This is a genomic window from Sphingobium sp. PNB (genome assembly GCF_019873065.1).
GTDB classification, from domain to species: Bacteria; Pseudomonadota; Alphaproteobacteria; order Sphingomonadales; family Sphingomonadaceae; genus Sphingobium; species Sphingobium fuliginis.
On the sequence record NZ_JAINEZ010000017.1, the window covers coordinates 1 to 23,140 of the forward strand.

A 23,140-nucleotide genomic window follows, 5' to 3' on the forward strand; every position below is an offset into this window, starting at 1 on the left:
CCAATACGCTCGCCCAACGCCACCTCCAAAAGGCAGCCTTGAATCAACGCCCGATCCTGCTGTCAACCTTTGTCCACGAAACCTAAGTAGGTGCTCGATATTTTTTTCATTCCCGCCATCAAGCTTAACCACTGCGACGACTTTGTCCCATGTTTTGGCGCCTTTTCCGGCAAGCTTACCGTCAATAATAGAAGTCAGACCCGCAACGTCTGGGATCAAAGGGTCACTCTTCTCCGTTTCGCCTTCCACTCTGATGTTTACCCGGATTGATAGCGGGCAACCTGCACCCAGAAAAAATCCAATTTGCTTTCGATTTTGGGAAAGGGATTGCTGAATGAATCCAACCTGCCGGATTGCGTCGTGTGATTGCATTCATCCCTCTTTATGCAAAAGCGTTCTGTTACGATTAATCTGTCGCGCAGTCTAAAGCGCGATGTGAAGGCGTGCAAGATATCAGTCAGAAATAGATGGATATAATGATAATAATCACTGTAATTCTAGCGGCGACGCAATACAATTGAAGTAAAGTGCCGTGCCGTCTGTTCTTGTCCGACGGCGAACGAAATGGCGGATGCCCGTCATAAAATTCTCAATTCATATCGCAAGACCATTCCATCGGTTCTTCTCATGGGGCTTTCAGCGAATGTGCCGCCGTTCAAGGCTGCCCGCGTCACCCTCTACCTCAACGCCCTGCCATTGAATGGTCGTGTGGTGATGCTGATCGACGATAAGGACGACAGGAAGGACAGGCTTTAGACTCGGATACTATGATTGTGACAGAGCGCAGTCATGCGCTGTTCGTTGACATCAGTACGTATAGTGAAGGGCAATCTGGCCTGTGATCGCCGCCATGTCGGCATATCGCCGCACATCGAGACGGTCCGCATTCTTGAACATGGGGTCTTCGAAAACGCCTATCCCATTGCTGTTTCGAAGTCCGGCAAGTTCACTGAGCCGGATATATCCCAGTTCTGGAACGCCCCCTGCGACGTGGCATAGGCCATAAGCCATATCCGGGTCATCCGGGCAAACGGAAGCCAGCAGCCAGCTTGAACCCGAAAGCCTAAGGCAAGTGAGAATAGGAAGGGCGCAGGACTCTGCCCTAGCATCGGCTTCCGCTTGCCTTTTGCCAGCGGTTAGCAATTCTTCCTTCAAAGCGTCGGTGAGCCAGTCCATGACTCGACCTAGAAGCATTTTTCGCGACTTTCAATCTGAGCCTCTCGTCGCAGCGCCCGCCCAAGCCGCTCAGGAAAATTGACAAACTTTGCCAAAATCCGGTATGTTTAAGGTAGAGGTGAATTATGGCGACTATGAACGTATCCCTGCCTGACCAGATGAAGGATTGGGTAGAGGGCCAAGCCCAGACCGGGCGTTACAGCAACGCCAGCGATTATGTGCGTGACCTTATCCGGCGCGATCAGGAGCGGGCCGACAAGATCGCAGCCATGCAGCGGCTCATTGACGAAGCCGAAGCCAGCGGCATCAGCACCCGTAGCGTTGAGCAGATTTTTGATGAGGCGATTGCGCGCGGCAAGCGAAACTGATGCCTTCCTATACGCTGTCGAAAGCCGCCGAAAACGATATTGCCGCCATTGCTACTTACACCGTCGATACCTTCGGCGTGGAGCAGGCGATTACCTACCGTGACGGTCTTATCCGCACCTTCGAATTTCTCGCGGAATTTCCAAGGGTGGCGCGAGAGCGACCGGAATTGCGGCAAAGGTCGCGCGTCTATCCCTACCAATCGCACCTCATCTTCTATCGCTTTGATGGCGACGACATTCTTATCCAGCGCATCCGCCATAGCCGGGAAGACTGGATGGCATCGGGCGATGAGCCGTCCTGATAGCGCATCGCTTTGGGATGGGCGGCTTGCCCGCCAATCGGAACAGCGTGAAGAAGGCTGACAACGCCTTGCGTCTCAAATGCACGGACATGGATAGAAAGGCTGAGCGAGCGTCCACGGAGGCGGACAGTCACAGGCGAACCATTCAAGATCGGAAAACATCTGCGAAACCGCCGTGCTGATTGCGCTAGAATTCAGCGGCCAAAATCAGGACCGCGAGATTGCTGCCTGTCGTTGCGACTGTGACCACGATTGGCATCCGCGCCGTTAGCCTGAACGCCCCGCGCCATTTCGCGATAGCGGGCCGCGTCACGATACAGGCCCAGTACTTGCCGCGCATGGCGTTCCCTCGCCTGACTGATATCGCGTTGAAGCGTCTGGCGCTCCTTGAGTTGGGCCGCGACAAGCTCATGGCGCTGGGCACGGTCACGCTGCACGCCGAACCACGCTTCCATCTCGTTTTGCTTGCGCGTCTTGGAATGCCGCCCGGTCATGATGTCCCAGATTGCCGCCACACCCTTGCGAAGCCGCGCCGAACGCATTTGCTGCTCGGCCTTGTTACGCTCGCGCTGTTTTTCATCGAGGCGCTTCCGTTCCTGCTGATGCGCGGCCTTCATATCCTGTTTGCGCTCATGTAGCGGCTTCATGGCATGGTGGGCTATCCTGCTGGTCGAGCGCGGACAGGCGCCGGGCAAAGGACTGCTGGCGCTGCCGGGCGGCTTCGTGAACCCGGCCGAGCGCATCCGCGATGCCGCCATCCGGGAATTGCGCGAAGAGACGGCGATCAGTGACGGCAAGGGGCAAATCCCGCCTGCGATGTTGGCCAGCTTTATCGAGGATTCGCGCACCCGCGTGTTCGACGCGCCGACCCGGTCGCTGCGCGGTCGGATCGTCACCCACGCCTTCCTGTTCCGCCTGCCCGAACGCCGCAAGCTGTTCGCGGTGAAGGGCGGCGACGATGCAGCCCATGCCCGCTGGTATCGCTTCGGCGACCTCAGCCCGGACATGCTGTTCGAAGACCATTGGTCGATCATCGAAGAGATGGCCGACCTCTGACCGATCCGTGCGGGGGAGTCCCGCCGGACCCGAAAATGTGAGGAGTTCACATCATGACCAGTCTCATCCTGGCGACCGACAGCTACAAGCAGAGCCACTTTCTGCAATATCCGCCGGAAGCGCGCATCATCAGCGCCTATGCCGAGGCGCGACCGAACAAATGTGCCGAGGAAATCCTGTTCTTTGGATTGCAGGCCTATCTGATCGACTATCTGGCCAAGCCGATCGTGGCGGAGGACATCGAGGAAGCCGAAGCCATCTGCGCTGCCCACGGCGTGCCGTTCAACCGTGCCGGATGGGATGCGATACTGAGGCAGTATGGCGGCTATCTGCCGCTGGAGATCAGGGCATTACCGGAAGGCATGATCGTGCCGGTCGGCGTTCCGGTGATGCAGGTCGAAAATACCGACCCAACCATGCCCTGGCTCACCACTTTCATCGAGACGGCGTTGCTGCGCGCGCTCTGGTAAGGGCCGCGTCTTGCCGCCCCTCGTCGCCACGACCCGACCGAATATCATGGCGAATGCCGAGAAGGACTACATTGGTAATGTGGTTGTCGCGGGTTCAAGTCCCGCCTGTATCGGCAACGATGCAGTAGCTCAGTTGGGTAGAGCGCCAGTCCCTCGGGGCGGTCTTTCTCACTTCTCGTCGCCGTGACCGGAAACACAAAACCATGGCGAATGCCTGACGGACTACATGGCCTATCACGCCCTTGATGCGGGTTCGAATCCCGCCGGACCGTCCAATCGGTCCGTAGTTTAACGGTAGAACAGGGACCGTTCGCAAGAGCGGAGAGACGTCTGTCAAAACCTGGTCGCCATGGCATCGAATTCAAGCTGGCGAATGCCGGCGGGACTACATGGGTAAAGGCCGAAAGGCCGAGCGGTTCGAATCCGCCCCGGAGAAATCCGGGATGTCTCGCCAAACCTTGTCGCCGGCACCATGACTATACAGGGAGGTCACGATGACCGAGAGCAGGACTTACGATATTCAGCACGTCGAGGGCGGCAAGCCGATCAAGCTGTGGACACGCGGCGTGCCGGTCGACGAGAAGGCGCATGAGCAGCTCCGCAAGGCGGCGCAGATGCCCTTCGTGTTCAAGCATGTGGCGGCCATGCCGGACGTGCATGTCGGCATCGGCGCGACCGTTGGCTCGGTGATTCCGACCAAGGGGGCGGTAATTCCTGCGGCTGTGGGTGTCGATATCGGCTGCGGCATGATGGCGGCGCGCACCTCGCTGATGGCGAGCGATCTTCCGGACAATCTGGAAGGCATCCGCTCGGCGATTGAGCAGGCGGTACCGCACGGCCGTTCGGTCGGTCGTGGTCAGCGCGATCATGGCTCGTGGGGTGCCCCGCCGGTTGAGATCGTGGATGCCTGGGCGACGCTCGTCGAGCGGTTCGAGCGGATCACGGCCAAATACCCGCGGTTCAAGAACACGAACCAGCTGACTCATCTGGGGACGCTGGGGACGGGCAACCACTTCATCGAGCTCTGCCTCGATACCGAGCAGCGCGTGTGGGTCATGCTCCACTCGGGTTCGCGCGGCGTAGGGAATGCGATCGGCACCTTTTTCATCGAACTGGCCAAGCAGGACATGCGCAAGTGGTTCATCAACCTGCCTGACGAAGATCTGGCCTACTTCCCGGAAGGGACCGATCATTTCGACGACTATGTCGAGGCGGTCGAGTGGGCGCAGGACTTCGCGGCGCTGAACCGCCGGATGATGATGACCAATGTGATCCGGGCGCTGCGTGGCCAGATCACCAAGCCATTCGATGCCGAACTGGAGGCGGTGAACTGCCATCACAACTATGTTCGCCGTGAGAACCATTTCGGCCAGAATGTGCTCGTGACCCGCAAGGGCGCGGTGCGCGCGGCGAAGGGCACGATGGGCATCATCCCGGGTTCGATGGGTGCGAAGTCTTTCATCGTGCGCGGTCTGGGCAATGCGGAATCGTTCGAGAGCTGCAGCCATGGCGCAGGGCGCGTGATGTCCCGCACCCAGGCCAAGAAGCTGGTCTCGCTCGACGAGCATATCGCCGACACGGCGGGCGTCGAATGCCGCAAGGACGAGAGCGTCATCGACGAGACGCCCAAGGCCTACAAACCGATCGAAGCCGTTATGGCCGCCCAGGCCGATCTGGTGGAGATCGTCCATACGTTGAAACAGGTGGTGTGCGTGAAGGGGTAAGGGTAGGCAATGATTGCCTACCCTTCTCCGTGAGAACTATTCCAGAAGGGTCAGTCGTGCCACAGCAGCTATTCTGCGCCCAATGCCATGCCTCTTTGTCGGGGCCCATCGACATATTGTCGGCCGGATATCCGGCTGGCCGCGTGTGGTCAGGCTATGAGTGCAAGCCACTTACAGAGCCGGGAAGCGCGATTCTCTCGGTAGAACCGATGGTGTCGAGCGGCGATCCCGGCAATAGGCCACCGTTACAGTTCGTGCCGCAATATTGGCTCAACCCGATCGATGTCGCTGGTCGGGTGGAAGATGTGGACGACGCCTGCCGTCTCAATGGATGCTGTGGTCCCAGCGGGCACAGTGGACCCAATCAGCAATGCCGTGGATGTGGACAGGAGGTCGGCACGTTGATGGCCGACTGCTGGACGGACCATGTTTTTGTTCCTGAACCGAAACAGACTTATTGGATCGAACTGAAATGATCACCATCGATGGATCGGAGGGCGAAGGCGGAGGGCAGGTCGTTCGCAATTCGTGCGCGCTCTCGCTCGTCACGGGAGAACCTGTCCGCATCACCAATGTCCGTGCCCGTCGCTCCAAGCCTGGCCTGATGCGCCAGCATGTGACGGCTATCGAAGCGGCTTGCGCCATTGGCAACGCCAGTTGTGAAGGATTGAGCGTCGGATCGTCCGAACTGACCTTCCGGCCGGGGCGCGTGATTCCGGGAGACTATCATTTTGCGGTGGGGACGGCCGGTTCCACGGGTCTCGTCCTGCAGACCGTTCTCATGCCCCTGATTCTCGCCGGCAGGCCTTCACGCTTGGTGTTGGAAGGCGGCACGCACAACATGCTGGCTCCGCCGTTCGATTTCATCAGCAAGGTCTTCCTTCCGGTCATCAACCGCATGGGGCCGCGCGTCGAGGCAAAGCTTGTCCGCCATGGCTTCTACCCGCGCGGTGGCGGCCGGATCGAGATCGATATCGCCCCGGCCCCGCTTGCTTCCGTCGATTGCATCGAGCGAGGGCAACTACTGGATCGAAGCGCTTGCGCCTATTTCGCGGGATTGCCGTTCGATATTGCCGAGCGGGAAATCAAGGCGGCGCAGCAGGGACTTGGATGGAATGATTGGGAATGCTTCGTGCGGGAACTGCCGGAGGATCAGGGGCCGGGCAATATCCTGTTGCTCGAGGCTCGCTTCGAACATGGTAGCGAGATCGTCAGCGGTTTCGGGGAACTGGGCGTACCAGCGGAACGTGTGGCAAAGCGGGCGGTGGGCCGGATGCTCGGTTTCCTCGAATCGCGGGCTTTTGCAGGCCCCTATTTGGCAGACCAGCTCCTGCTGCCCTTTGCGCTCGCAGGTGGCGGAAGGTTCACGACCGTCAAGCCGAGCCAGCATAGTTTGACGGCGAGTGACGTGATCGCGCTGTTTCTTGAGCGTCGGTGCGCCTTCGCGCCAGCGGGCGATGGGTCGCACCTGATGGAGATCAGATAGGGCTGACGCACACCCAATAATGTGCCAGCCATAACGTGATTCTGAAGAAAAAATATGAAACAGACGCCTGGGGAATATGCAGGTTACGGTGGACATGTCAGTGTCTATTCTTTATAAGTATAGATGTCGATTGAAGCTGTTCTTCACAGGAATGTGGGAAACGGATTGGTAAAATTGGATTTGGATAATAAATTAGATTCTATATCAATTACTTACGATATAGATAATAATTCCTCCGTCTCCGCCACCTTTTCCTTACATTGATGGTATCAAGACAAGGTGCGTCACCGGGCAGCCTGGTCATTCCCGGCGACATTCGTCCCAGCGGAGTGCAAATCGGTGTTTCCAAAAGATAAAATCCTGATTGCATGATTTAGCCTTTGAACTCAGTCCAGATTTCGGTTTGGCCGAACGTCTATTGATGAAGAACTGAACTCAGCACTCTATTCCCTATATCTACTTCAGCAATGCTCTCCCGCGCGGCATCCATTGATTTCGGTTCGTCGCAGGATGCGCTCCAATTGCCTCTTCAACTAGCTGACTGATCCAGCCTGTTCATGTACCAGAAAGGTCATTCTCAACAGGCAGAAGCTGCGCGGCGTCATGCCGCACATCTTAGGAAGGACAATGGAGGGGGTTCTGACAGCCGAATACGCCATCACGCAGACGGCAGTCGGACGAAAAGCTGCGGCATTGCAGGCCCGACTATCGAAGCTTGGAGGAGTAGCGTGATGAGTGTGATTTCCAGAAGCCCCAAATGTCTCTTGTTGCTTGCCCTGCTGTCCGGGGCATCGGCCAGCCTGGCTGCGCAGACGCAGGACCCACCGTCGGCCGATGTCTCTGCGACCGCCTATCTGCCCGCCGAAAAGTCGGAAGGCCCGGAGATAAAGGGCATCATTTCCGCGCGCAGCGGCGACAAGATGCAGGTCACGGCGGCGGACGGCACCAAATCCGTCATCGCCATCGACGATGCCACCCGGATTACCGCCAGCAAGGGCTTTTTCGGCCTTAACCGCAGCAAGCTTGCCGCAACCTCGCTGCTGAACGGCCTGCCGGTCACCGTCAAGACGTTGCAGTCGGGCGGCGGGCTTGTGGCCAGCCATATCAATCTCCAGAACAAGGATCTGAAGACCGCGTCCATGATCCACAATGGCACGGCCCAGCGCTTCGACGAACAGACTGCCGCGACCGAGGCGCTGCGCGGCCGCATGGGTGAGATCGACCAATATAATGTGAAAAGCACGACCAACGTGAATTTCGACACCGGCAAGGCGGTGCTGTCGTCTCAGGCGAAGAACGATCTCTGCGCCACGGCGGCGACTGCCGAGGGAATGAGCAACGCCTTGCTGCTCGTGGTCGGTTACACCGATTCCACGGGAGACGAGGATTTCAACCAGGAGCTTAGCGAGAAGCGGGCCGGCCGCGTCGTCAATTATCTTCAGCAGGCGTGCGGGTGGAAGCCCTATCGCATGCTGACGCCCACAGGCATGTCCGAAGCGGACCCTGTGGCGAGCAACGACACCATCGAAGGCAAGGCGCAGAACCGCCGGGTCGCGGTGAATATCCTGGTCAGCAAGGGCCTTGACGGACTGTGAGATGCGCGGGGTGGGTTCCGCCCACCCCGGATTTTCGAATGTGGCCATGTCTCTCGCAAAGCGCGAAGATTTAGATCCGGACGATCAGCGTTCCGGCGTTGCGCCCGTTGAAAATGTCGACAAAGGCGTCGGGTATGCGCTCGAACCCGTCGCGCACATCATAGCGATTGCGCAGCCGCCCTTCAGCTTCCCACTGTCGTATCGATGCGATCGCGGACGCATAGTCGTCGACATAGTCCCCGACGACAAAGCCCTGCATCCGGATCCGTCCATAGACCAGCTTCATCATATCCCGGGGGCCGGCGGCCGGGCTATTCGAATCATAGGCGGCCAACTGTCCGCAAAGCACGATGCGGCCATGGGGCGCCATCCGGTCGACGGCCGCCTGCAATATGTCCCCGCCCACATTGTCGAAAAAGATGTTGATGCCGTCGGGACTGGCCTCCTTCAAAGCCGCAGGAAGGTCGGCCGAGCGATAGTCGATCGCGACTTCCGCACCGCCTTCTTCCTTCAGCCAACGACATTTGTCGGGACCGCCCGCCACCGCAATGACCCGGCAGCCCGCGATGCGGGCCATCTGGCACACCATCGCACCGACCGATCCCGCCGCACCGGATACGAGCACGGTCATGCCGGGTTTCGGCTCCCCCACCGCGAAGAGGCCGAAATAGGCGGTCAGGCTGTTGGGCGAGTACAGCGTCATGGCGTCGACCGGATCGATGCCGGTCTCTAGGGTGGTGACGGGCACGGCCGCCTTATCCGGCTGCAGAACAGCATAGTCCTGCCAGGGCGCCACCGCCGTTGCCCACTGGCCGGCTTCGAACCGTGCATGACGAGACGCCAATATTTCGACCGCCGCCATGCCCCGAACCGGGTCGCCGATGCCGATCGCGCCGCGATAGCTGCGTTCGGGCGGGTTCAGCCAGTTGCGGATCGTCGGCGCGCAGGAGATGATCCGCGTGCGGACGAGAATGTCGCCCTCCTCCAGCGCGGGCGCATCGAACGGCTCCTCTCGATAGGCGAAGTCGCTGGCGCGCACCGCGCCTTCGGGCCTGTGCGCAAGCACCCAGGAGCGGTTGAGGGTCACGCCCTGTCGCCGAACCGCCGCCCCGTCTCTGCCAGCCGCACGAGCAGCGGCGCGGGGCGGAAGGTTTCGCCATGCACCGCCTCCAGCCGGCGCATGTCCGCCACGATCCCGTCCAACCCGACCTGATCGGCCCAGAATAGCGGTCCGCCGCGATAGACTGGCCAGTTATAGCCCAGCACGGCGGCTATATCGATGTCGGAGGCGCGCAGCGCGATGCCTTCCTCCAGGATCTTCGCCCCTTCGTTGACGACCGGATAGAGCAGCCGCGCAAGCAGCGCCTCGTCGCCCGATGTGGGCGCATGGGCGACGTCTCGCGCCGCGGCCACATCGCTTATCAGGTTGCCGGTCACGTCCGACGGACGCGAGCGCCGCTTCTCATCATAGTCATAATAGCCCGCGCCGCGCTTCTGGCCCAGCCGTCCGGCGGCGACAAGATCGCCCATCACGGTGCGTTCCGTCGCGTTCCGGCCGATGACGTCCAGGCCGACCAGATCCATCATCTGGAAATGGCCCATGGCAAAGCCGTAGTCGACAAGCACGCGGTCGATCTCCGCGATCGGCGTGCCTTCCAGCATCATCGCTTCGGCCTGCGCGCCACGCGGAGCCAGCAGCCGGTTGGCGATGAAGCCGTCGCACACGCCGCTCAGCACCGCCACCTTGCCGATCCGCTTGGCCAGCCGCATCGCCGTGGCGACCACCGGTTTCGCCGTCTCCACCCCTCGCACTACCTCCAGCAGGCGCATGACGTTGGCCGGCGAGAAGAAGTGGAGGCCGATGACCCATTCGGGCCGGCTGGTCGCCGCCGCGATGCGATCAAGGTCGAGGAAAGAGGTATTGGACGCCAGGATCGCCCCCTGTCTGGCGATCCGGTCAAGCCGGGCGAAAATGTCCGTCTTGACGTCCATGCTCTCGTAGACGGCTTCGATGATGAGATCGGCGTCGGCGAGCGCGGCGAGGTCGAGGCTGGGCGAAATCAGGCCCATGCGCTGCTCCACCTGCGCCGCCGTCATCCTTCCCTTGGCGCACGTAGCCTCATAGTTGCGGCGGATGGTGGCGATGCCGCGATCCAACGCCTCCTGGCTCGTCTCCACCAGCGTAACGGGGATGCCGGCATTCAGGAAGTTCATCGTGATGCCGCCGCCCATCATGCCCGCGCCGATGACGCCCACCGATCGGATGTCGATCGGGGATATGTCGGGGCCGATGTCGGGAACGCGGGCCGCCTCCCGCTCCGCGAAGAAGACATGGCGCTGGGCGGCGGACTCCGGGCTGGCGACCAGTCGCTCGAACAGGGCGGTTTCCTTTGCCAGCCCCTCATCGAATGGAAGGGTCACTGCTGCCTCGACAGCCTCGATGATGGCGGCGGGCGCGACGAACCCCTTGAACCGGCGTGCGTTTGCGGCGGCAAAGGCGGTGAACAGTTCCGGGCGATCCCGGTCGCGCTGGAGCGCGTCGGCCCGATCGCATATTCGCGGCTTCGCACCGCCATCGGCCACGATGCGGCGCGCGAAGGCCAGCGCCTCGTCCTGCAAGGCCGCATCATCGACCACGGCGTCGACCAGCCCGAGCGAAAGGGCTTCGGCAGCCTTGATCTGCCGCCCGGACGTGATGATGTCGAGCGCCGCCTCCGCACCGACGATCCGGGGCAGGCGCTGGGTGCCGCCCGCGCCGGGAAGCAGGCCCAGATGCACCTCCGGCAGGCCGACCTTCGCGCTCCGCGCCGCCACCCGATAGTGGCAGGAGAGCGCCAGTTCGAACCCGCCCCCAAGCGCCGTGCCATGAATGGCGGCGATGACGGGCTTGGGCGCGTCGTCCAGCATGGCGCAAAGGTCGGGCAAGGACGGCGGCTGCCAGGGCTGGCCGAATTCGGTGATGTCCGCGCCGGCGATGAAGGTCCGTCCGGCGCAGAGCAACAGGATGGCGCCAACCGCCCCATCGCTGAACGCCTGCTCCAGTTTGGCCTGCAATCCCTGACGGAGGGACGCCGAGAGCGCGTTGACCGGCGGATTGTCGAGCGTGATCAGGGCGACGCCGTCGGTGACGACGCTGGTTGCGGTCTGCTTCATGTCATGCGTCCTGTCTGGTGGGCGGCGCCGCGCGCCTGCGGGCGACCTCCTCCACGGCGATGGCGGCCATCGCCTTCTTGTCGAGCTTGCCGGTGGCGGTGACGGCCATCGCCTCGACCAGCACCAGATGCTCTGGCCATTTCTTGCGGGACAGGCCCTGCTGGGAGAGGTGGTCGAGCAGGGCGGGCAGGTCGATGCTCCCATCGTCCGTGCGCAGCCGGCAGACGGCGCAGGCCTGTTCGCCCAGCTTGCGTTCGGGCACGGCCACCACCGCCACCTCAGCGACGGCGGGATGGCGCAGCAGGGCTGCCTCCACCTCGGCCGGGTCGATGTTGAAGCCGCCCCGAATGATCTGGTCCTTGATGCGGCCGACTACGCGCACGAAGCCGTCCTGATCGCGGACGATCTCGTCGCCGGTCAGGTAGAAGCCGTCGGGCGTCATGCGCTCCTGCCCCGCCCCCATGCCCTGCGCATAGCCAAGGAACAGCGAGGGGCCGCGCACGCCTGCCTGCCCCCGGCTGCCGCGCGGCAGGGGACGCAGATCGGCGTCGAACGCCTCCTCCTGCGTGCCGGGAAAGGGGATGCCGTCGAACAGCTGACGACGCTCCAGCGAATGGGACGGATGGGTGGAGGCATGGCCCATGCATTCGGACATGCCGAACATGCGCAGCGCCTTGAGGCCGAGCAGCCGGTCGGCGTCCTCGATCAGTTCCGGCGTCATCGCGCTGCCGCCCACCGCCATGGCGCGAAGCGGCAGGCGGCCGGTCCATTCGCCAAGCCGCGCCGCCTCCACCATCGTGAAAAGATGCGTCGGCACCGCAATCGCCCAGCCGCATCCATAGCGTTCGGCCCGCCGCAGCGCTTCGGCCGGCACCCATGGGTCGACCAGCACCAGCGGATGCCCCAATGACAGCGCGAAATGCGCGGTGAAGGTGAAGCCGGGCGCACTGTCGAGCGGGACGATGCCCAGGATCGCGTCATCCGGTTGCAGACCCGCAATGGCCGCGCAGGCGCGGGTCGCGTAGTTCAGGGCTTCGGGGCCATGCATCACCCCCTTGGGCACGCCGGTGCTGCCGGAGGTGAAGCCGATGAGCGCGGTATCGCGATCGCGCGGATCGACCGACCGTTCGCCGGCGGCTGCGGCCACCTCGGGCAGGGCGCTGCCGGCGCCGCTCACCTTGGCGGCATGGCCGAGCAAGGATTCGAGCGAGGCAAGGTCGCCCGCTCCGAGCTTTGGCGATACGGGGCAGAAGGTCGCCTGCAGCGATGATATGGCAAGCGCCGTCGCGATCGTCGCAGGGCTTTTATGCGCGGTGACGAGGACGCGGTCGCCCGGCTCGACCCCTACCGCCTTCAGCAGAGCCGCGATCTCCACCGCCTGCCCTCGCAGCTCTTCCCGGCTCCACAGGCGATCATCGCAATCCGCTAGGGCAAGCGCGTCCGGTTCGGCGTCGGCAAGGCGGGCGAATTGCGGCCAGAGCCGCTCGGCGTCCCATTCGAACGCCGGATGGCTTTGCTCTTCAGGCAAGGGATTGCCCTCCATCGACCAGGAAGGTCTGACCGGTGATGAAACTGCCTGCGTCCGACGCCAGCAGGGCGAGCGTGCCTGCCACTTCGTCCGGGCGGCCGAAGCGGCGCATCAATATGCCCGCCCGCGTCTTTTCCTGAATGGCGGGATCGAGCGTCTCTGTCATCCCGGTCTCGATCGAGCCGGGCGCGATGGCGTTGACGCGGATATTGTGCCCGGCCCATTGGGCGGCGAGATCGCTGGTCAGGTGAACGATCGCCGCCTTGCTGGTGGTATAGGGAACGACCTGCCCGGCGTCCGGCTGATAGGACAGGAATGCGCCCACCGACGCGATATTGACGATGGCGCCGCCGCCCGCCGCGATCATGTGGCGCGCGGCGTGGCGGCAGGCGAGGAAGGTGCCGGTCACATTGACGTCCATCACCTTTTGCCAGCCCTTGAGCGGGATGTCCTGCGGCAGACCCCACCAGGAGGCGCCTGCATTGTTGATGAGGATGTCGAGCCCGCCCAGCCGGTCGACCGTTCCCGCGACCGCCGCCTCCACCGACGCCTCGTCGGCGATGTTGCAGGAAAGGCCGACAGCCGGAACCCGGAACCGCTCGGCTATGCCGGCGGCCAGATCGGCGCAGTCGGCCTCCGTGCGGGACGCAAGGGCGACGGCGCAACCGAGGTCCGCCAGCGTTGCGGCCATGGCCTCGGCCAGCGCGCCGCGTCCGCCGGTGATGAGCGCGCGCCTGCCGTCCAGACGGAATTGCGCAGCGGTGAAACCGGGTTTCCAGTCAGCCATGATCGTCTCCGGCAAGCAGATCGACCTCATCGGTGATGAGGATGATGCGGCGACCGCCCATGCCCTTTGTCTGGGCGGTCGCCGCCTTCCATTCGGGCGAGGCGAAGGCGGCGTCGAGCGCCGCCTGATCGGCGAAGGTCAGCACGGCGTGGCCGTTCCAGCCCGGCGCTTCCGGATTATCATAATCCTTCGTCACCGCGCCGTGCCGATAGGCTATCAGCCCCGGCAGGACCCTGGCGGCGTCGGCATGCGGCCCGCGCCACCAGCTGGTGAACTGCTCATGCGTCCAGTCCTGCGGCCGGCTGGCCAGGACGACCATGCTGACCGCCATGGCTTACTTGCCCGTCCAGACCGGCTGGCGCTTTTCGAGGAACGCCGCGACGCCTTCCTTCGCATCGGCGGAGTGATGCACCACGTTGCAGGTCATCGTTTCCAGCGTGATGAGCGAGTTGGTGTCGGCGTCCATGCCGCGATTGACCGCCATCTTGGTCATCCACATGCAGAAGGGGCTCTTGTCGATCAGCGGCGCGCAGAAATCCTGGATCAGCTGTTCGAGCTGGTCGCTGGGCGCCGAGGCGTTGCACAGGCCCCATTCGACGCATTCCTTGCCGGACAGGAGCTTGCCGGTCAGCATCAGTTCCTTCGACTTGCGCATGCCGATATAGCGGGGCAGGCGATAGATCGGGCCGGCACCGCCGAACAGGGCGCGGCGGATGTGGAAGTCGCCGATCTTGGCGTCGTCGGCGGCAATGCCGAAATCGCAGGAGATGAAGAGTTCGAACCCGCCGGCGACGGCATAGCCCTCGACGCAGGCGATGGTCGGCTTCTTCATATTGTAGATCTTGTCATAGGTGCGCGCGGAGTCGATCGCGAGCTGAAGCGAGGTGCTGGTCTCGTGCAGCACCGGACCCACCAGTTGTCCGAGATCCGCACCGGCGCAGAAGGTGTGGCCGCGACCGCGGAACACGACGGCCAGCACCGAATCGTCCTCGGCCGCCTTGTCCACCGCCACCTCAAGGTCGCGCAGAAGCTGGGGGCTGACGCAATTTTTCACATGGGGACGGTTGAGCCAGATCGTGCAGATGCCGTTATCGGCCACTTCATATTGGATGACGTCCTTTTCCGGTTCCATGTAACTCTCTCCTTGGCAAAGATGTGAAAAGATCGGTCGTTTTCAGCGTGCGATGCCGCCTTCTTCGGGCGGGGCAAGCATGCCGCCCACCGCCATCCAGGCGGCGATCCCCGCCGATGGGACGGCGCAGAGCACCGCTTCGGCAATTTCCTCGTCGCTCGCGCCTGCATTGCGCGCGCCGCGCACATGGGTCGCGGCCATGGGGCTGTATCCCGCCGCCAATATGGCGAGCAGAAGCAGTTCGCCATATTTGGGCGAGAGCGGGTTGGCGTCGATGCTGCCTCGCCGCATGAGGTAGTAGGCGTCCGCCGCCTGGGGCACGAGGCGCATCAACGCGCCGAGCGGCGCGGGGATGCTCCCCGCCCAATAAGCCCGGAAATTGGCCTCCGCCTCTCCCTCCGCCGCCATAGGCAGGGGTTGCGGCTCCGGCGCCTGGGCGTCGCCAAAACTGCTCTCGATGATCTGCGCGAAATCGAGCGCCGCCGCCTCGCCGCGAAGGCTGGACAGCACGATAAGGCCTGCGGTCGCCTCCCTGGCGGTCAGGCCAAGCTTCACGCCGCGTTCCAGTTCCCGGCGCGCAAGGGTCAGATGGCGGCGATCGACGGCAGCCACCGCCGCGAACAGCGCTTTCAGGCGAGCCGGCACCACGCCGTCCGACTCGATCACGGATCGGAAAATATCATATCCTGCAAGCGTGTACGGCGCATAGCCCTGCAACAGGGCGACATCCATGATTGGGCTATTCGTCATCGCTTGCTCTCCTGCGGTCCAGATGATCGACCGACTGGTCGGGCGTCAACCAAAAATTTCTTCCCTGACCAGTTTGACAGCCGACCAGTCGGTCGACTACTTATCGCTCGACCGATCGGTCGGGTGAGTATTAGAACGGGAGCAGGCCGGCTCGAATCCGGCGGCGTAATTGGAGCGGATGCGTGGATTTCGAACAGTCGGCCAAATCCAGGGAATGGATGGAGCGCGTAAGGGCGTTCATGGAGGAGCACATCGTTCCTGCCGTTCCGGTCTATCACCAACAGTCCGCCGCGATCGATCGCTGGACCGAAATCCCGCCCGTGTTCGACGAACTCAAGGACAAGGCGCGGGAGGCGGGGCTGTGGAACATCTTCATGCCGCCATCTGAGCATGACGATGAATTTTTCACCAGCGTGGGCCTCACCAATGTCGAATATGCGCCGATCGCCGAACTGATGGGCCGGATTTCCTTCGCCAGCGAGGTGTTCAACTGCATGGCGCCGGACACCGGCAATTTCGAGGTGCTGCATCGCTATGGCACGGCCGAGCAGAAGCAGCGCTTCATGGTGCCGCTGCGTGACGGCCAGACCCGGTCCGCCTTCCTGATGACCGAACCGGCCGTCGCTTCCTCCGACGCGCGGAACATCCAGACCGACATTCGCCGCGACGGCGGCGACTATGTCATCAACGGCCGGAAATGGTGGTCGTCGGGAGCGGGCCACCCGCGCTGCGACTTCTTCATCGTCATGGGCAAGACCGACCCGGACGCCGCGCCCTACCGGCAGCAATCGATGATCCTGGTGCCGCGCGACACGCCGGGCGTGTCGCTTGTGCGGCACCTCCCTGTCTTCGGTTACGATCATGCGCCGCACGGCCATTTCGAGGTGGCGCTGGAGAATGTGCGCGTGCCGGCGGAGAATATGCTGCTGGGCGAAGGGTGCGGCTTCGAGATCGCGCAGGGCCGCCTTGGTCCCGGGCGCATCCACCACACGATGCGCAACATCGCGACGATGGAAGTCGCGCTGGAAAAGATGTGCCGGCGCCTCCTTTCGCGACGGGCCTTCGGCAAGGTCATCGCCGAACATTCGGTTTGGGAGGAACGGATCGCCCGCGCCCGTTGCGAGATCGAGATGGCGCGCCTGCTGTGCCTGAAGGCCGCGCATATGATGGACACGGTCGGCAACAAGGCCGCCCGCGCCGAAATCGCGATGATCAAGATCGCCGCGCCGAAGATGGCGCAGCAGATCGTCGACGACGCGATACAGGCGCATGGCGGCGGCGGCGTCAGCGACGATTTCGGCCTGGCGGAGCTTTGGGCGAACACCCGCATCGTGCGGCTGACCGATGGGCCCGACGAGGTTCATGAACGCCAGCTCGCCCGGATGGAACTCGCCAAATATGCGGAAGGCGCAGCGTCGTGAGCGCCGCGCAGCCTGCCGCGACGATCGGCTCGACGGTCGATGTCGCCGTCAACAGTGCGTTCGACGAAGCCCGACTTGCCGCTTATCTGACGGGCCGGATCGGGGATTTTTCCGGACCCATGCGCGTCCGGCGGTTCGAGGGCGGACAGTCCAACCCGACCTTCCTTCTGTCGACGCAGGACCAAAGCTATGTCCTGCGGCGCAAGCCGGCGGGCGTTTTGCTGAAATCCGCCCATGCGGTGGATCGCGAATATCGCATCACCATGGCCCTGCACGAAGCCGGCCTGCCCGTCGCCGAACCGCTGCTGCTTTGCGAGGACGAGGATGTCATCGGCAGCATCTTCTATGTGATGCGCTACGTTCCGGGACGCAGCTTCTGGGACCCGCTTATGCCGGGCCTCGACCGTGCGGAGCGCGCCGCGATCTATGACTCCGCCAATGAAACGCTTGCCCGCCTGCATCTGGTCGACTTCGCGGCGCTCGGGCTCTCCGACTATGGCAAGCCGGGCAATTATTTCGCGCGGCAGATTTCCCGCTGGTCGCGGCAATATGATGCGTCGCGCACCGGTGACATCCCGGAGATGGACCGGCTGATAGACTGGCTGCCCGGCGCGATCCCGCCCACGGAAGAGCGCACCACGATCATCCATGGCGACTATTCCTTCCACAACCTGCTGGTCCATCCGACCGAGCCGCGCGTATCCGCCGTCATAGACTGGGAGTTGTCGACCCTGGGCGATCCGCTCGGCGACCTCACCTACCATATGATGGAGTGGTTCAGGCCGGAGGGCGTGGACGTGCGCGGAACTCTGAGCGGCGCCGATCTTGCCGCGCTCGGCATTCCCACGGCCGAAGATTACGCCCGCCGCTATTGCGAGCGGACCGGCCTTCGCGGCGATCCGACGCATCCTTTCTATCGCGCTTTCAACCTGTTCCGGGTGGCCGCCATTCTGCAGGGCATCGCCGGCCGGGCGCGCGACGGCGTGCAGACCGCAAGCAATGCCGCCGACATCGTCACCCGGATCGAACCACTCGCCAGGGCCGCCTGGCTGGCGGCGCGGGAGGCCGGCGCAGTCTGATCTTCTGACAGGATGAAACGAGATTTCAGGGCGAAAGACAAAATGGCCCTAATCAGAGGGAGAGAGATGATGACAAGGTTCAAGATTGGCCGATTGGCGCTCCTTTCGGGATGCGCGTTTGCCGGGATCATCGTGCCGGCCCATGCGCAAACGGCGGCGACGGCGACGACCGAACCGCAGTCGGCGGGGGATGCCGCCGCGCCTTCCACGCGAGACATCATCGTTACCGGAACGCGCGTCGTGCGCGACGGCTACAACCAGCCGACGCCCGTCACCGTCGCGCCCACCACGGAGCTGGAGAAGGCGACCCCCACCAACCTCGCCGATGCGATCAACAAGCTGCCGCAATTCGCCAACTCCGTCAGCCCGCAGTCGAACAGCCAGTTGCAGGGCAATAGCGGCGAGCATGGCAATCTGCTCAACCTGCGCGGCGTCGGCCCGACGCGCGCGTTGATCCTGCTCGACGGCATCCGCGTGCCGCCCACGACATTCCGCGGCGCGGTGGACGTCAACACGATTCCGCAACTGCTGATCCAGCGCGTCGACGTCGTGACCGGCGGCGCATCGGCGGTCTACGGCTCCGACGCCGTCAGCGGCGCGGTCAACTTCGTCCTCGACAAGAAGTTCGAGGGGGTGAAGGGCGTCGCGCAGCGCGGCGTATCGACCCGCGGCGACCTCGGCAACTATCGCATCGGCATTGCGGGGGGCCTCAGCTTTGCGGGCGATCGCGGCCATATCCTCGCCTCGGTCGAGCGTTTTCACAGCGATGGCATCAAGCGCAGCGCGCGCATCTATGGTGACGACGCCTATGCGGCCGTGGGTTCGGTCCCCGGGTCGACCGCCGCACCGGGCCGCGAGGCAAACCCGTTCATCTTCCTGCCGAACCTGCGTTTCACGACCAACGACTATAATAACGGCATCATCCTGACGAGCACCGTGCCCTCGCTCACCAATAATATCTTCCTGCCGGGCGGCGCGGTGCGGCCCATCCAGCGCGGCACAGCCACTGGTACGCCGGGCACCAATGTGGGCGGCGACGGCCTTTATATTCCCGGCTTCAACCAGTTGATCGCGCCGCTGACGACGACACAGGGCTTTGGCCGCCTGGCCTACGACCTGACGGACGGGCTGACGGCGCATGTCCAGGGCAGCTACTCGCGCAGCGTCACCAGCTACGATACGCAGGCCCAGTCCGTGCTCGGCTTCCGCTTCTTCAGCGGCAACGCCTTCCTGAACCCGGCGGTCCAGGCGCAAATGGGGCCGAATGACAGCTTCACCGTCTTCCGCTTCATCGGTGAGCAGGGGCCGATCCCGACGCGGGAGGCGACCAATGCCTATCTCATCAACGGCGGCCTTGAATGGAACCTTGGCGGATGGAACGTCACCGCCGACTACACCCATGGCAAGTCCGTCACCAAATTCGCCCAGACGCAGGTCGAGATTCCCAAGCTGGCAGCGGCGCTGGACGCGGTTCGCGGTCCGAACAATTCAATCGTCTGCCGCGTCACGCTGACCAATCCCGGCCTCTATCCGGGGTGCACGCCGCTCAATGTCTTCGGCGCGGGAACGCCCACGACCGCCGATCTGCAAACCGTCCTTGGCGTATCCCGTTACCGCGCCATGAACACGACCGACGACTTCGTCCTGTCGGCGCGCGGGGATCTTTTCGAGCTTCCGGCAGGCCCGGTCACGGTCGCCATCGGCGGGCAATATCGCAAGCAGAAGCTGGACCTGACGTCTAATTCCGATCCCGCCGTGCCGGTGGACTTCACCGGGCTGCGGGGCATTCCGGCCAATCGCATGACCCGCTTCAACAACACCAATGTCGGCTCGGCCTTCGGCAAGCTGAACGTGAAGGAAGTGTTTGCCGAAGCGCAGGTTCCGGTATTCAAGGGCCAACCCTTCGCCGAGGAGCTGAGCCTCAACGGCGCTTTCCGCCTGACCGACTACAGCACCAGCGGAAGCGTCAAGACCTGGAAGGTCGGCGCGGTCTACAAGCCGATCCAGGACGTGATGTTCCGCGTCACGCGCTCGCGCGATATTCGCGCGCCCTCGCTGTTCGAACTGTTCGCGGGCGTTCAGACCGCGCCGGTGAACTTCAACGACCCTCACACCGGCCAGCCGGGTTCGATCCGTCAATTCAGCGGCGGCAACCCCGACCTCGATCCCGAAACCGGCGATACGTTCGCGGCGGGCGTGGTCCTCAGCCCCAGTTTCCTGCCCGGCTTCGACGTTTCGGTCGATTATTACGACCTCAAGATCAAGGGCGCCATCGCCACGCAAGGGCTGAACGATGTGGTCAACGAGTGTGAAACGTCGAATGGCACGTCGCCGACCTGCGCCCTTATCGAAAGGCCGCTGCCGTTCAGCGACCGGTCGGCCGCCAACTATCCGATCTCGGTGAGCCTCATCACGCAGAATATCAGCTTCCTGCGCACCAGCGGCCTCGACATCACCATGTCGTACCGGACCAAGCTGGGCGATGGCGAACTCACGCTGCGCGCCTTCGCCAACTATCTGGACCGGTACAAGACGCAGACCAATTCCATCGCGCCGGTGATCGATTATGCCGGCCATGGCGTCAACAGCCAGACCGGCTATGCCTATCCCAAGTTCAGGGGCACGCTCAGCGCCAATTACACCAATGGGGGCCTCACCCTGTTCGTGCAGGAATCGATGATCGGCAAGGTGACCATCGGCAACCTCAAGAACGATCCGACGTCCTTTTATGCGGTCCCGGCGATCAAGCCGGTCTTCTACACCGACGCCACGGCATCCTATAAGTTCGACGTGCGCGGGGAGCCGGAACTGTTCGTGACAGCCACGAACCTGTTCGACCGCAAGCCGCCGCTGGTCGCCGCAGCCGCCGCGCCGGGCCTTCTCTATCCGACCCTGTTCACGCTCTACAACGTCGCCGGGCGCACGCTCACGGCGGGGGTCCGTTTCAAGTTCTGATGGATTGCCGAACGGACTGCCCGCAAGGGAAGTTCGATAGTCCGGGGAGGCTCGCCCAAAGCGGGCCTCCCTTCAATCCCGGAGCCATTCAAGAGGTAAACGCATGAACAGCCCTCCCATCGGACTCACCGCCCCGCCGACGACCTCCGCCGCCGGGTTGCGCCGTACGATGCTGGTCATGCTGGGCCTGGTTTCGATGTTCAACTATATCGATCGCACGGTCCTGTCGGTGCTTCAGGAACCGATCAAGCGCGAACTGGGGCTAAGCGACGGCCAGCTCGGACTGCTGACCGGCCTTGCCTTCGCGCTGTTCTACGCGACGCTGTCCCTTCCGATCGCGCGCCTGGCGGATCGCTTCAATCGCCGCAACATCATCGCCGCCTCGCTCGCCACCTGGAGCGGCATGACGGCGCTGTCGGGCCTGGCGACCGGTTTTGGCTCTCTGGTAGCCTTCCGCATCGGCGTCGCGCTGGGAGAAGCGGGGTCCGTGCCGGCTTCCCATTCCATCATCGCCGATTACTACCCGCCCGAAAAACGGGTGACGGCGCTTGCCCTGTGGGGACTGGCGCTCCCGGCCGGGATCATGCTCGGCTATGCGTCGGGCGGCTGGATCGCCTCGGCGTTGGGATGGCGTCTTGCCTTCGGGGTGATCGGCGTCGCGGGGCTGGCGCTGGCGCCGATCGTCCTGCTGCTCGTGCGGGAGCCTGCGCGGACGGGGTCAGGCCCTTCGATCCGAACGGAAAAAGCGCCGCCCCTCGGCGAAGCCATGCGCTTCCTGTGGCGGCTGCGGACCTATCGCTACATGCTGATCGGAACGACCCTTCACGCCTTCGCCCAATATGCGATGATGAGCTGGTCCGCGCCCTTCTACATGCGCGTCCACCACATGCCGCTTGCCGACGTCGCCTCCTGGCTGGCGCTGATGAACGGGCTGGGCGGCGGCATCGGCATCTATCTGGGCGGCCGCCTGTCGGACGCGGCGGGATCGCGCGATCCGGCCGGCCGCGTCTGGGTGAGCGCCGCCGCGATGCTCCTGATGGTGCCCGCCGCACTGGTCCAGTTCCTGATCCCTTCGCTGGCGGCGTCGCTGGCGTTCGGCTTCTTGGCGACCATGCTGATGTTCTTCTATTACGGCCCGATCATAGGCGTCCCGCAATCCGTCGTTCCGCCGCGCATCCGGGCACTTACGTCGGCCGTGACCCTGCTGGTCTTCAACCTGTTCGGGCTCGGTCTGGGGCCGGCGGTGACGGGGTTCCTCAGCGATTATCTGGCGGCGGCGGACGGGATGCACGACACATCACTGCGTTACGCGCTTTCGGCTGTGGTGCTGTTATCGCTCGCGGGCGCCGGCAGCATCGCCTGGGCATCCCGCTTCTACGCGGACGATCTCAAACGGCAGTGAGTCTCACGCCACTGTCCGGCCATTGTCGATCACGATTTCCGCCCCGTTCAGCCGGGCGGACTCTTCCGACACCAGGAACAGGACCAGGTCGGCGACATGCTCCGGCTGCCCCTCATGCCTTTGGGCGGCTTCGCGCAGTCCGGGCGCGGCGAAGCGATAGGCCTCGCGAACCATCTGCGTATCGTGCGAGCCGGGGAGAACCACATTGGCGCGAACCGGATAGTCCTGCTGCTGGCAATGCACGATCAGGCTGCGCGTCATGGAGAGTACGGCGCCCTTGGCCGCGCTATAGGCGAACACCGCCGGATTGCCCCGGATCGCGGCCACGGACGCGATGTTGACGATCGATCCCGCCCCGCTGGCCGCCAGCGCCGGCAGGCAGGTCTTGCATCCCAGAAACGTCCCTTCCGCCGAAACGGCCATCACGCGGCGGAATGCCTCCAGCGACGACTGCTCGACCGTTTCGAAGGCGGCAATGCCCGCATTGTTGACCAGCGCATCGAGCCGGCCATAGGCCTGCATGATTTTCGTCAACGCGGCCTGCCATTGCGCTTCGCAGGTCACGTCCAGGCGAAGCGCCATCGCTGCCGGAAGCGTACCGACGACCCGTTGCGCCTCCTCCTCGTCGACATCGGCGACGACCACTCGCGCGCCCTCGCGCGCCAGCGCTTCGGCGTCGGCCTTGCCCAGCCCCTGCGCCGCGCCGGTCACGAGGACGACCTTCCCCTCAACCCTGCCCTTCTTCGCCATGGCCGA

At 63.3% G+C, this 23,140-nt stretch carries 23 protein-coding genes and 1 tRNA gene; 13 read left to right on the forward strand and 11 right to left on the reverse strand.

Annotated elements, in window-relative coordinates; all coding sequences use genetic code 11:
• A partial coding sequence (locus K7W03_RS08205) for a hypothetical protein (RefSeq protein WP_222885992.1) occupies nt 1-372 on the reverse strand: 372 nt, incomplete at its 3' end.
• Between the two features lie 192 nt (nt 373-564).
• On the opposite strand from K7W03_RS08205, the gene K7W03_RS08210 reads away from it, so the two are divergent.
• Nucleotides 565-756, forward strand: coding sequence for a hypothetical protein (locus tag K7W03_RS08210; RefSeq protein WP_222885993.1), 192 nt, complete (start codon nt 565-567; stop codon nt 754-756).
• Between the two features lie 51 nt (nt 757-807).
• On the opposite strand, the gene K7W03_RS08215 is transcribed toward K7W03_RS08210, so the two are convergent.
• Entirely contained in the window at nt 808-1,176 is a 369-nt protein-coding gene (locus K7W03_RS08215; RefSeq protein WP_222885994.1) for a DUF2958 domain-containing protein, read from the reverse strand.
• Between the two features lie 125 nt (nt 1,177-1,301).
• Here K7W03_RS08215 and K7W03_RS08220 point away from each other — a divergent pair, with 125 nt between their 5' ends.
• The gene (locus K7W03_RS08220; RefSeq protein ID WP_222885995.1) at nt 1,302-1,544 is read left to right on the forward strand and encodes a type II toxin-antitoxin system ParD family antitoxin; all 243 of its coding nucleotides are present in this window, start codon (nt 1,302-1,304) and stop codon (nt 1,542-1,544) included.
• The gene (locus K7W03_RS08225) at nt 1,544-1,846 is read left to right on the forward strand and encodes a type II toxin-antitoxin system RelE/ParE family toxin (RefSeq protein ID WP_222885996.1); all 303 of its coding nucleotides are present in this window, start codon (nt 1,544-1,546) and stop codon (nt 1,844-1,846) included. Before K7W03_RS08220 ends, K7W03_RS08225 begins: the two co-directional genes overlap by 1 nt.
• Nucleotides 1,847-2,040: 194 nt before the next feature.
• Here K7W03_RS08225 and K7W03_RS08230 read toward each other — a convergent pair whose 3' ends face one another.
• A complete protein-coding gene (locus tag K7W03_RS08230) occupies nt 2,041-2,493 on the reverse strand; it encodes a hypothetical protein (RefSeq protein ID WP_222885997.1) in 453 nt (150 codons plus the stop codon).
• On the opposite strand from K7W03_RS08230, the gene K7W03_RS08235 reads away from it, so the two are divergent.
• From K7W03_RS08235 to K7W03_RS08260, 6 genes are all read left to right on the forward strand, one after another.
• Nucleotides 2,492-2,902: an NUDIX domain-containing protein gene (locus K7W03_RS08235; protein ID WP_226869909.1), complete on the forward strand. Its 411-nt coding sequence runs from the start codon at nt 2,492-2,494 to the stop codon at nt 2,900-2,902. The genes K7W03_RS08230 and K7W03_RS08235 overlap by 2 nt on opposite strands.
• Nucleotides 2,903-2,955: 53 nt before the next feature.
• Nucleotides 2,956-3,372: a nicotinamide phosphoribosyltransferase domain-containing protein gene (locus K7W03_RS08240; RefSeq protein WP_226869910.1), complete on the forward strand. Its 417-nt coding sequence runs from the start codon at nt 2,956-2,958 to the stop codon at nt 3,370-3,372.
• 28 nt (nt 3,373-3,400) lie between these two features.
• A tRNA-Thr gene (locus tag K7W03_RS08245) sits at nt 3,401-3,482 on the forward strand.
• 384 nt (nt 3,483-3,866) lie between these two features.
• The gene (locus K7W03_RS08250) at nt 3,867-5,096 is read left to right on the forward strand and encodes an RtcB family protein (protein ID WP_222885998.1); all 1,230 of its coding nucleotides are present in this window, start codon (nt 3,867-3,869) and stop codon (nt 5,094-5,096) included.
• A gap of 472 nt (nt 5,097-5,568) precedes the next feature.
• Complete coding sequence (rtcA, locus tag K7W03_RS08255; RefSeq protein WP_222885999.1) at nt 5,569-6,582, forward strand: RNA 3'-terminal phosphate cyclase; 1,014 nt, start codon at nt 5,569-5,571, stop codon at nt 6,580-6,582.
• A 731-nt stretch (nt 6,583-7,313) separates the two neighbouring features.
• Entirely contained in the window at nt 7,314-8,177 is an 864-nt protein-coding gene (locus tag K7W03_RS08260; RefSeq protein WP_103000632.1) for an OmpA family protein, read from the forward strand.
• Nucleotides 8,178-8,247: 70 nt separating this feature from the next.
• Here K7W03_RS08260 and K7W03_RS28205 read toward each other — a convergent pair whose 3' ends face one another.
• The 7 genes from K7W03_RS28205 to K7W03_RS08295 are packed head-to-tail and all read right to left on the reverse strand — an operon-like array spanning nt 8,248 to nt 15,527.
• Entirely contained in the window at nt 8,248-9,264 is a 1,017-nt protein-coding gene (locus tag K7W03_RS28205; RefSeq protein ID WP_222886000.1) for an NADP-dependent oxidoreductase, read from the reverse strand.
• On the reverse strand, nt 9,261-11,330 hold the full coding sequence (locus K7W03_RS08270; protein WP_222886001.1) for a 3-hydroxyacyl-CoA dehydrogenase NAD-binding domain-containing protein: 2,070 nt from the start codon (nt 11,328-11,330) through the stop codon (nt 9,261-9,263). The genes K7W03_RS28205 and K7W03_RS08270 overlap by 4 nt, the downstream gene beginning before the upstream one ends.
• A 1-nt stretch (nt 11,331) precedes the next feature.
• Nucleotides 11,332-12,873, reverse strand: a complete 1,542-nt coding sequence (locus K7W03_RS08275) for a class I adenylate-forming enzyme family protein (protein WP_222886002.1) — start codon at nt 12,871-12,873, stop codon at nt 11,332-11,334.
• Nucleotides 12,851-13,645, reverse strand: coding sequence for an SDR family NAD(P)-dependent oxidoreductase (locus K7W03_RS08280; protein WP_222886003.1), 795 nt, complete (start codon nt 13,643-13,645; stop codon nt 12,851-12,853). The genes K7W03_RS08275 and K7W03_RS08280 overlap by 23 nt, the downstream gene beginning before the upstream one ends.
• Complete coding sequence (locus K7W03_RS08285; protein WP_222886004.1) at nt 13,638-13,976, reverse strand: EthD family reductase; 339 nt, start codon at nt 13,974-13,976, stop codon at nt 13,638-13,640. The genes K7W03_RS08280 and K7W03_RS08285 overlap by 8 nt, the downstream gene beginning before the upstream one ends.
• Nucleotides 13,977-13,979: 3 nt before the next feature.
• Nucleotides 13,980-14,777 carry an enoyl-CoA hydratase/isomerase family protein gene (locus tag K7W03_RS08290; protein WP_013039003.1) on the reverse strand — a complete coding sequence of 266 codons (798 nt, stop codon included), beginning with the start codon at nt 14,775-14,777 and terminating at the stop codon, nt 13,980-13,982.
• 42 nt (nt 14,778-14,819) lie between these two features.
• Nucleotides 14,820-15,527, reverse strand: coding sequence for a carboxymuconolactone decarboxylase family protein (locus K7W03_RS08295; RefSeq protein WP_222886005.1), 708 nt, complete (start codon nt 15,525-15,527; stop codon nt 14,820-14,822).
• 182 nt (nt 15,528-15,709) lie between these two features.
• Between K7W03_RS08295 and K7W03_RS08300 the strand changes: the two genes are divergently transcribed.
• The 4 genes from K7W03_RS08300 to K7W03_RS08315 all read left to right on the forward strand — a co-directional run bounded on the left by K7W03_RS08300 (nt 15,710) and on the right by K7W03_RS08315 (nt 22,384).
• A complete protein-coding gene (locus K7W03_RS08300) occupies nt 15,710-16,948 on the forward strand; it encodes an acyl-CoA dehydrogenase family protein (RefSeq protein WP_319024301.1) in 1,239 nt (412 codons plus the stop codon).
• A complete protein-coding gene (locus tag K7W03_RS08305) occupies nt 16,945-18,027 on the forward strand; it encodes a phosphotransferase family protein (RefSeq protein ID WP_222886006.1) in 1,083 nt (360 codons plus the stop codon). Before K7W03_RS08300 ends, K7W03_RS08305 begins: the two co-directional genes overlap by 4 nt.
• Nucleotides 18,028-18,093: 66 nt before the next feature.
• Nucleotides 18,094-20,982 carry a TonB-dependent receptor plug domain-containing protein gene (locus K7W03_RS08310; protein ID WP_222886007.1) on the forward strand — a complete coding sequence of 963 codons (2,889 nt, stop codon included), beginning with the start codon at nt 18,094-18,096 and terminating at the stop codon, nt 20,980-20,982.
• A 103-nt stretch (nt 20,983-21,085) separates the two neighbouring features.
• Nucleotides 21,086-22,384, forward strand: a complete 1,299-nt coding sequence (locus K7W03_RS08315; protein WP_222886008.1) for a spinster family MFS transporter — start codon at nt 21,086-21,088, stop codon at nt 22,382-22,384.
• Between the two features lie 3 nt (nt 22,385-22,387).
• Here the strand turns inward: K7W03_RS08315 and K7W03_RS08320 are convergent, their stop codons facing one another.
• On the reverse strand, nt 22,388-23,134 hold the full coding sequence (locus K7W03_RS08320) for an SDR family oxidoreductase (protein WP_222886009.1): 747 nt from the start codon (nt 23,132-23,134) through the stop codon (nt 22,388-22,390).
• Between the last annotated feature and the right edge of the window lie 6 nt (nt 23,135-23,140).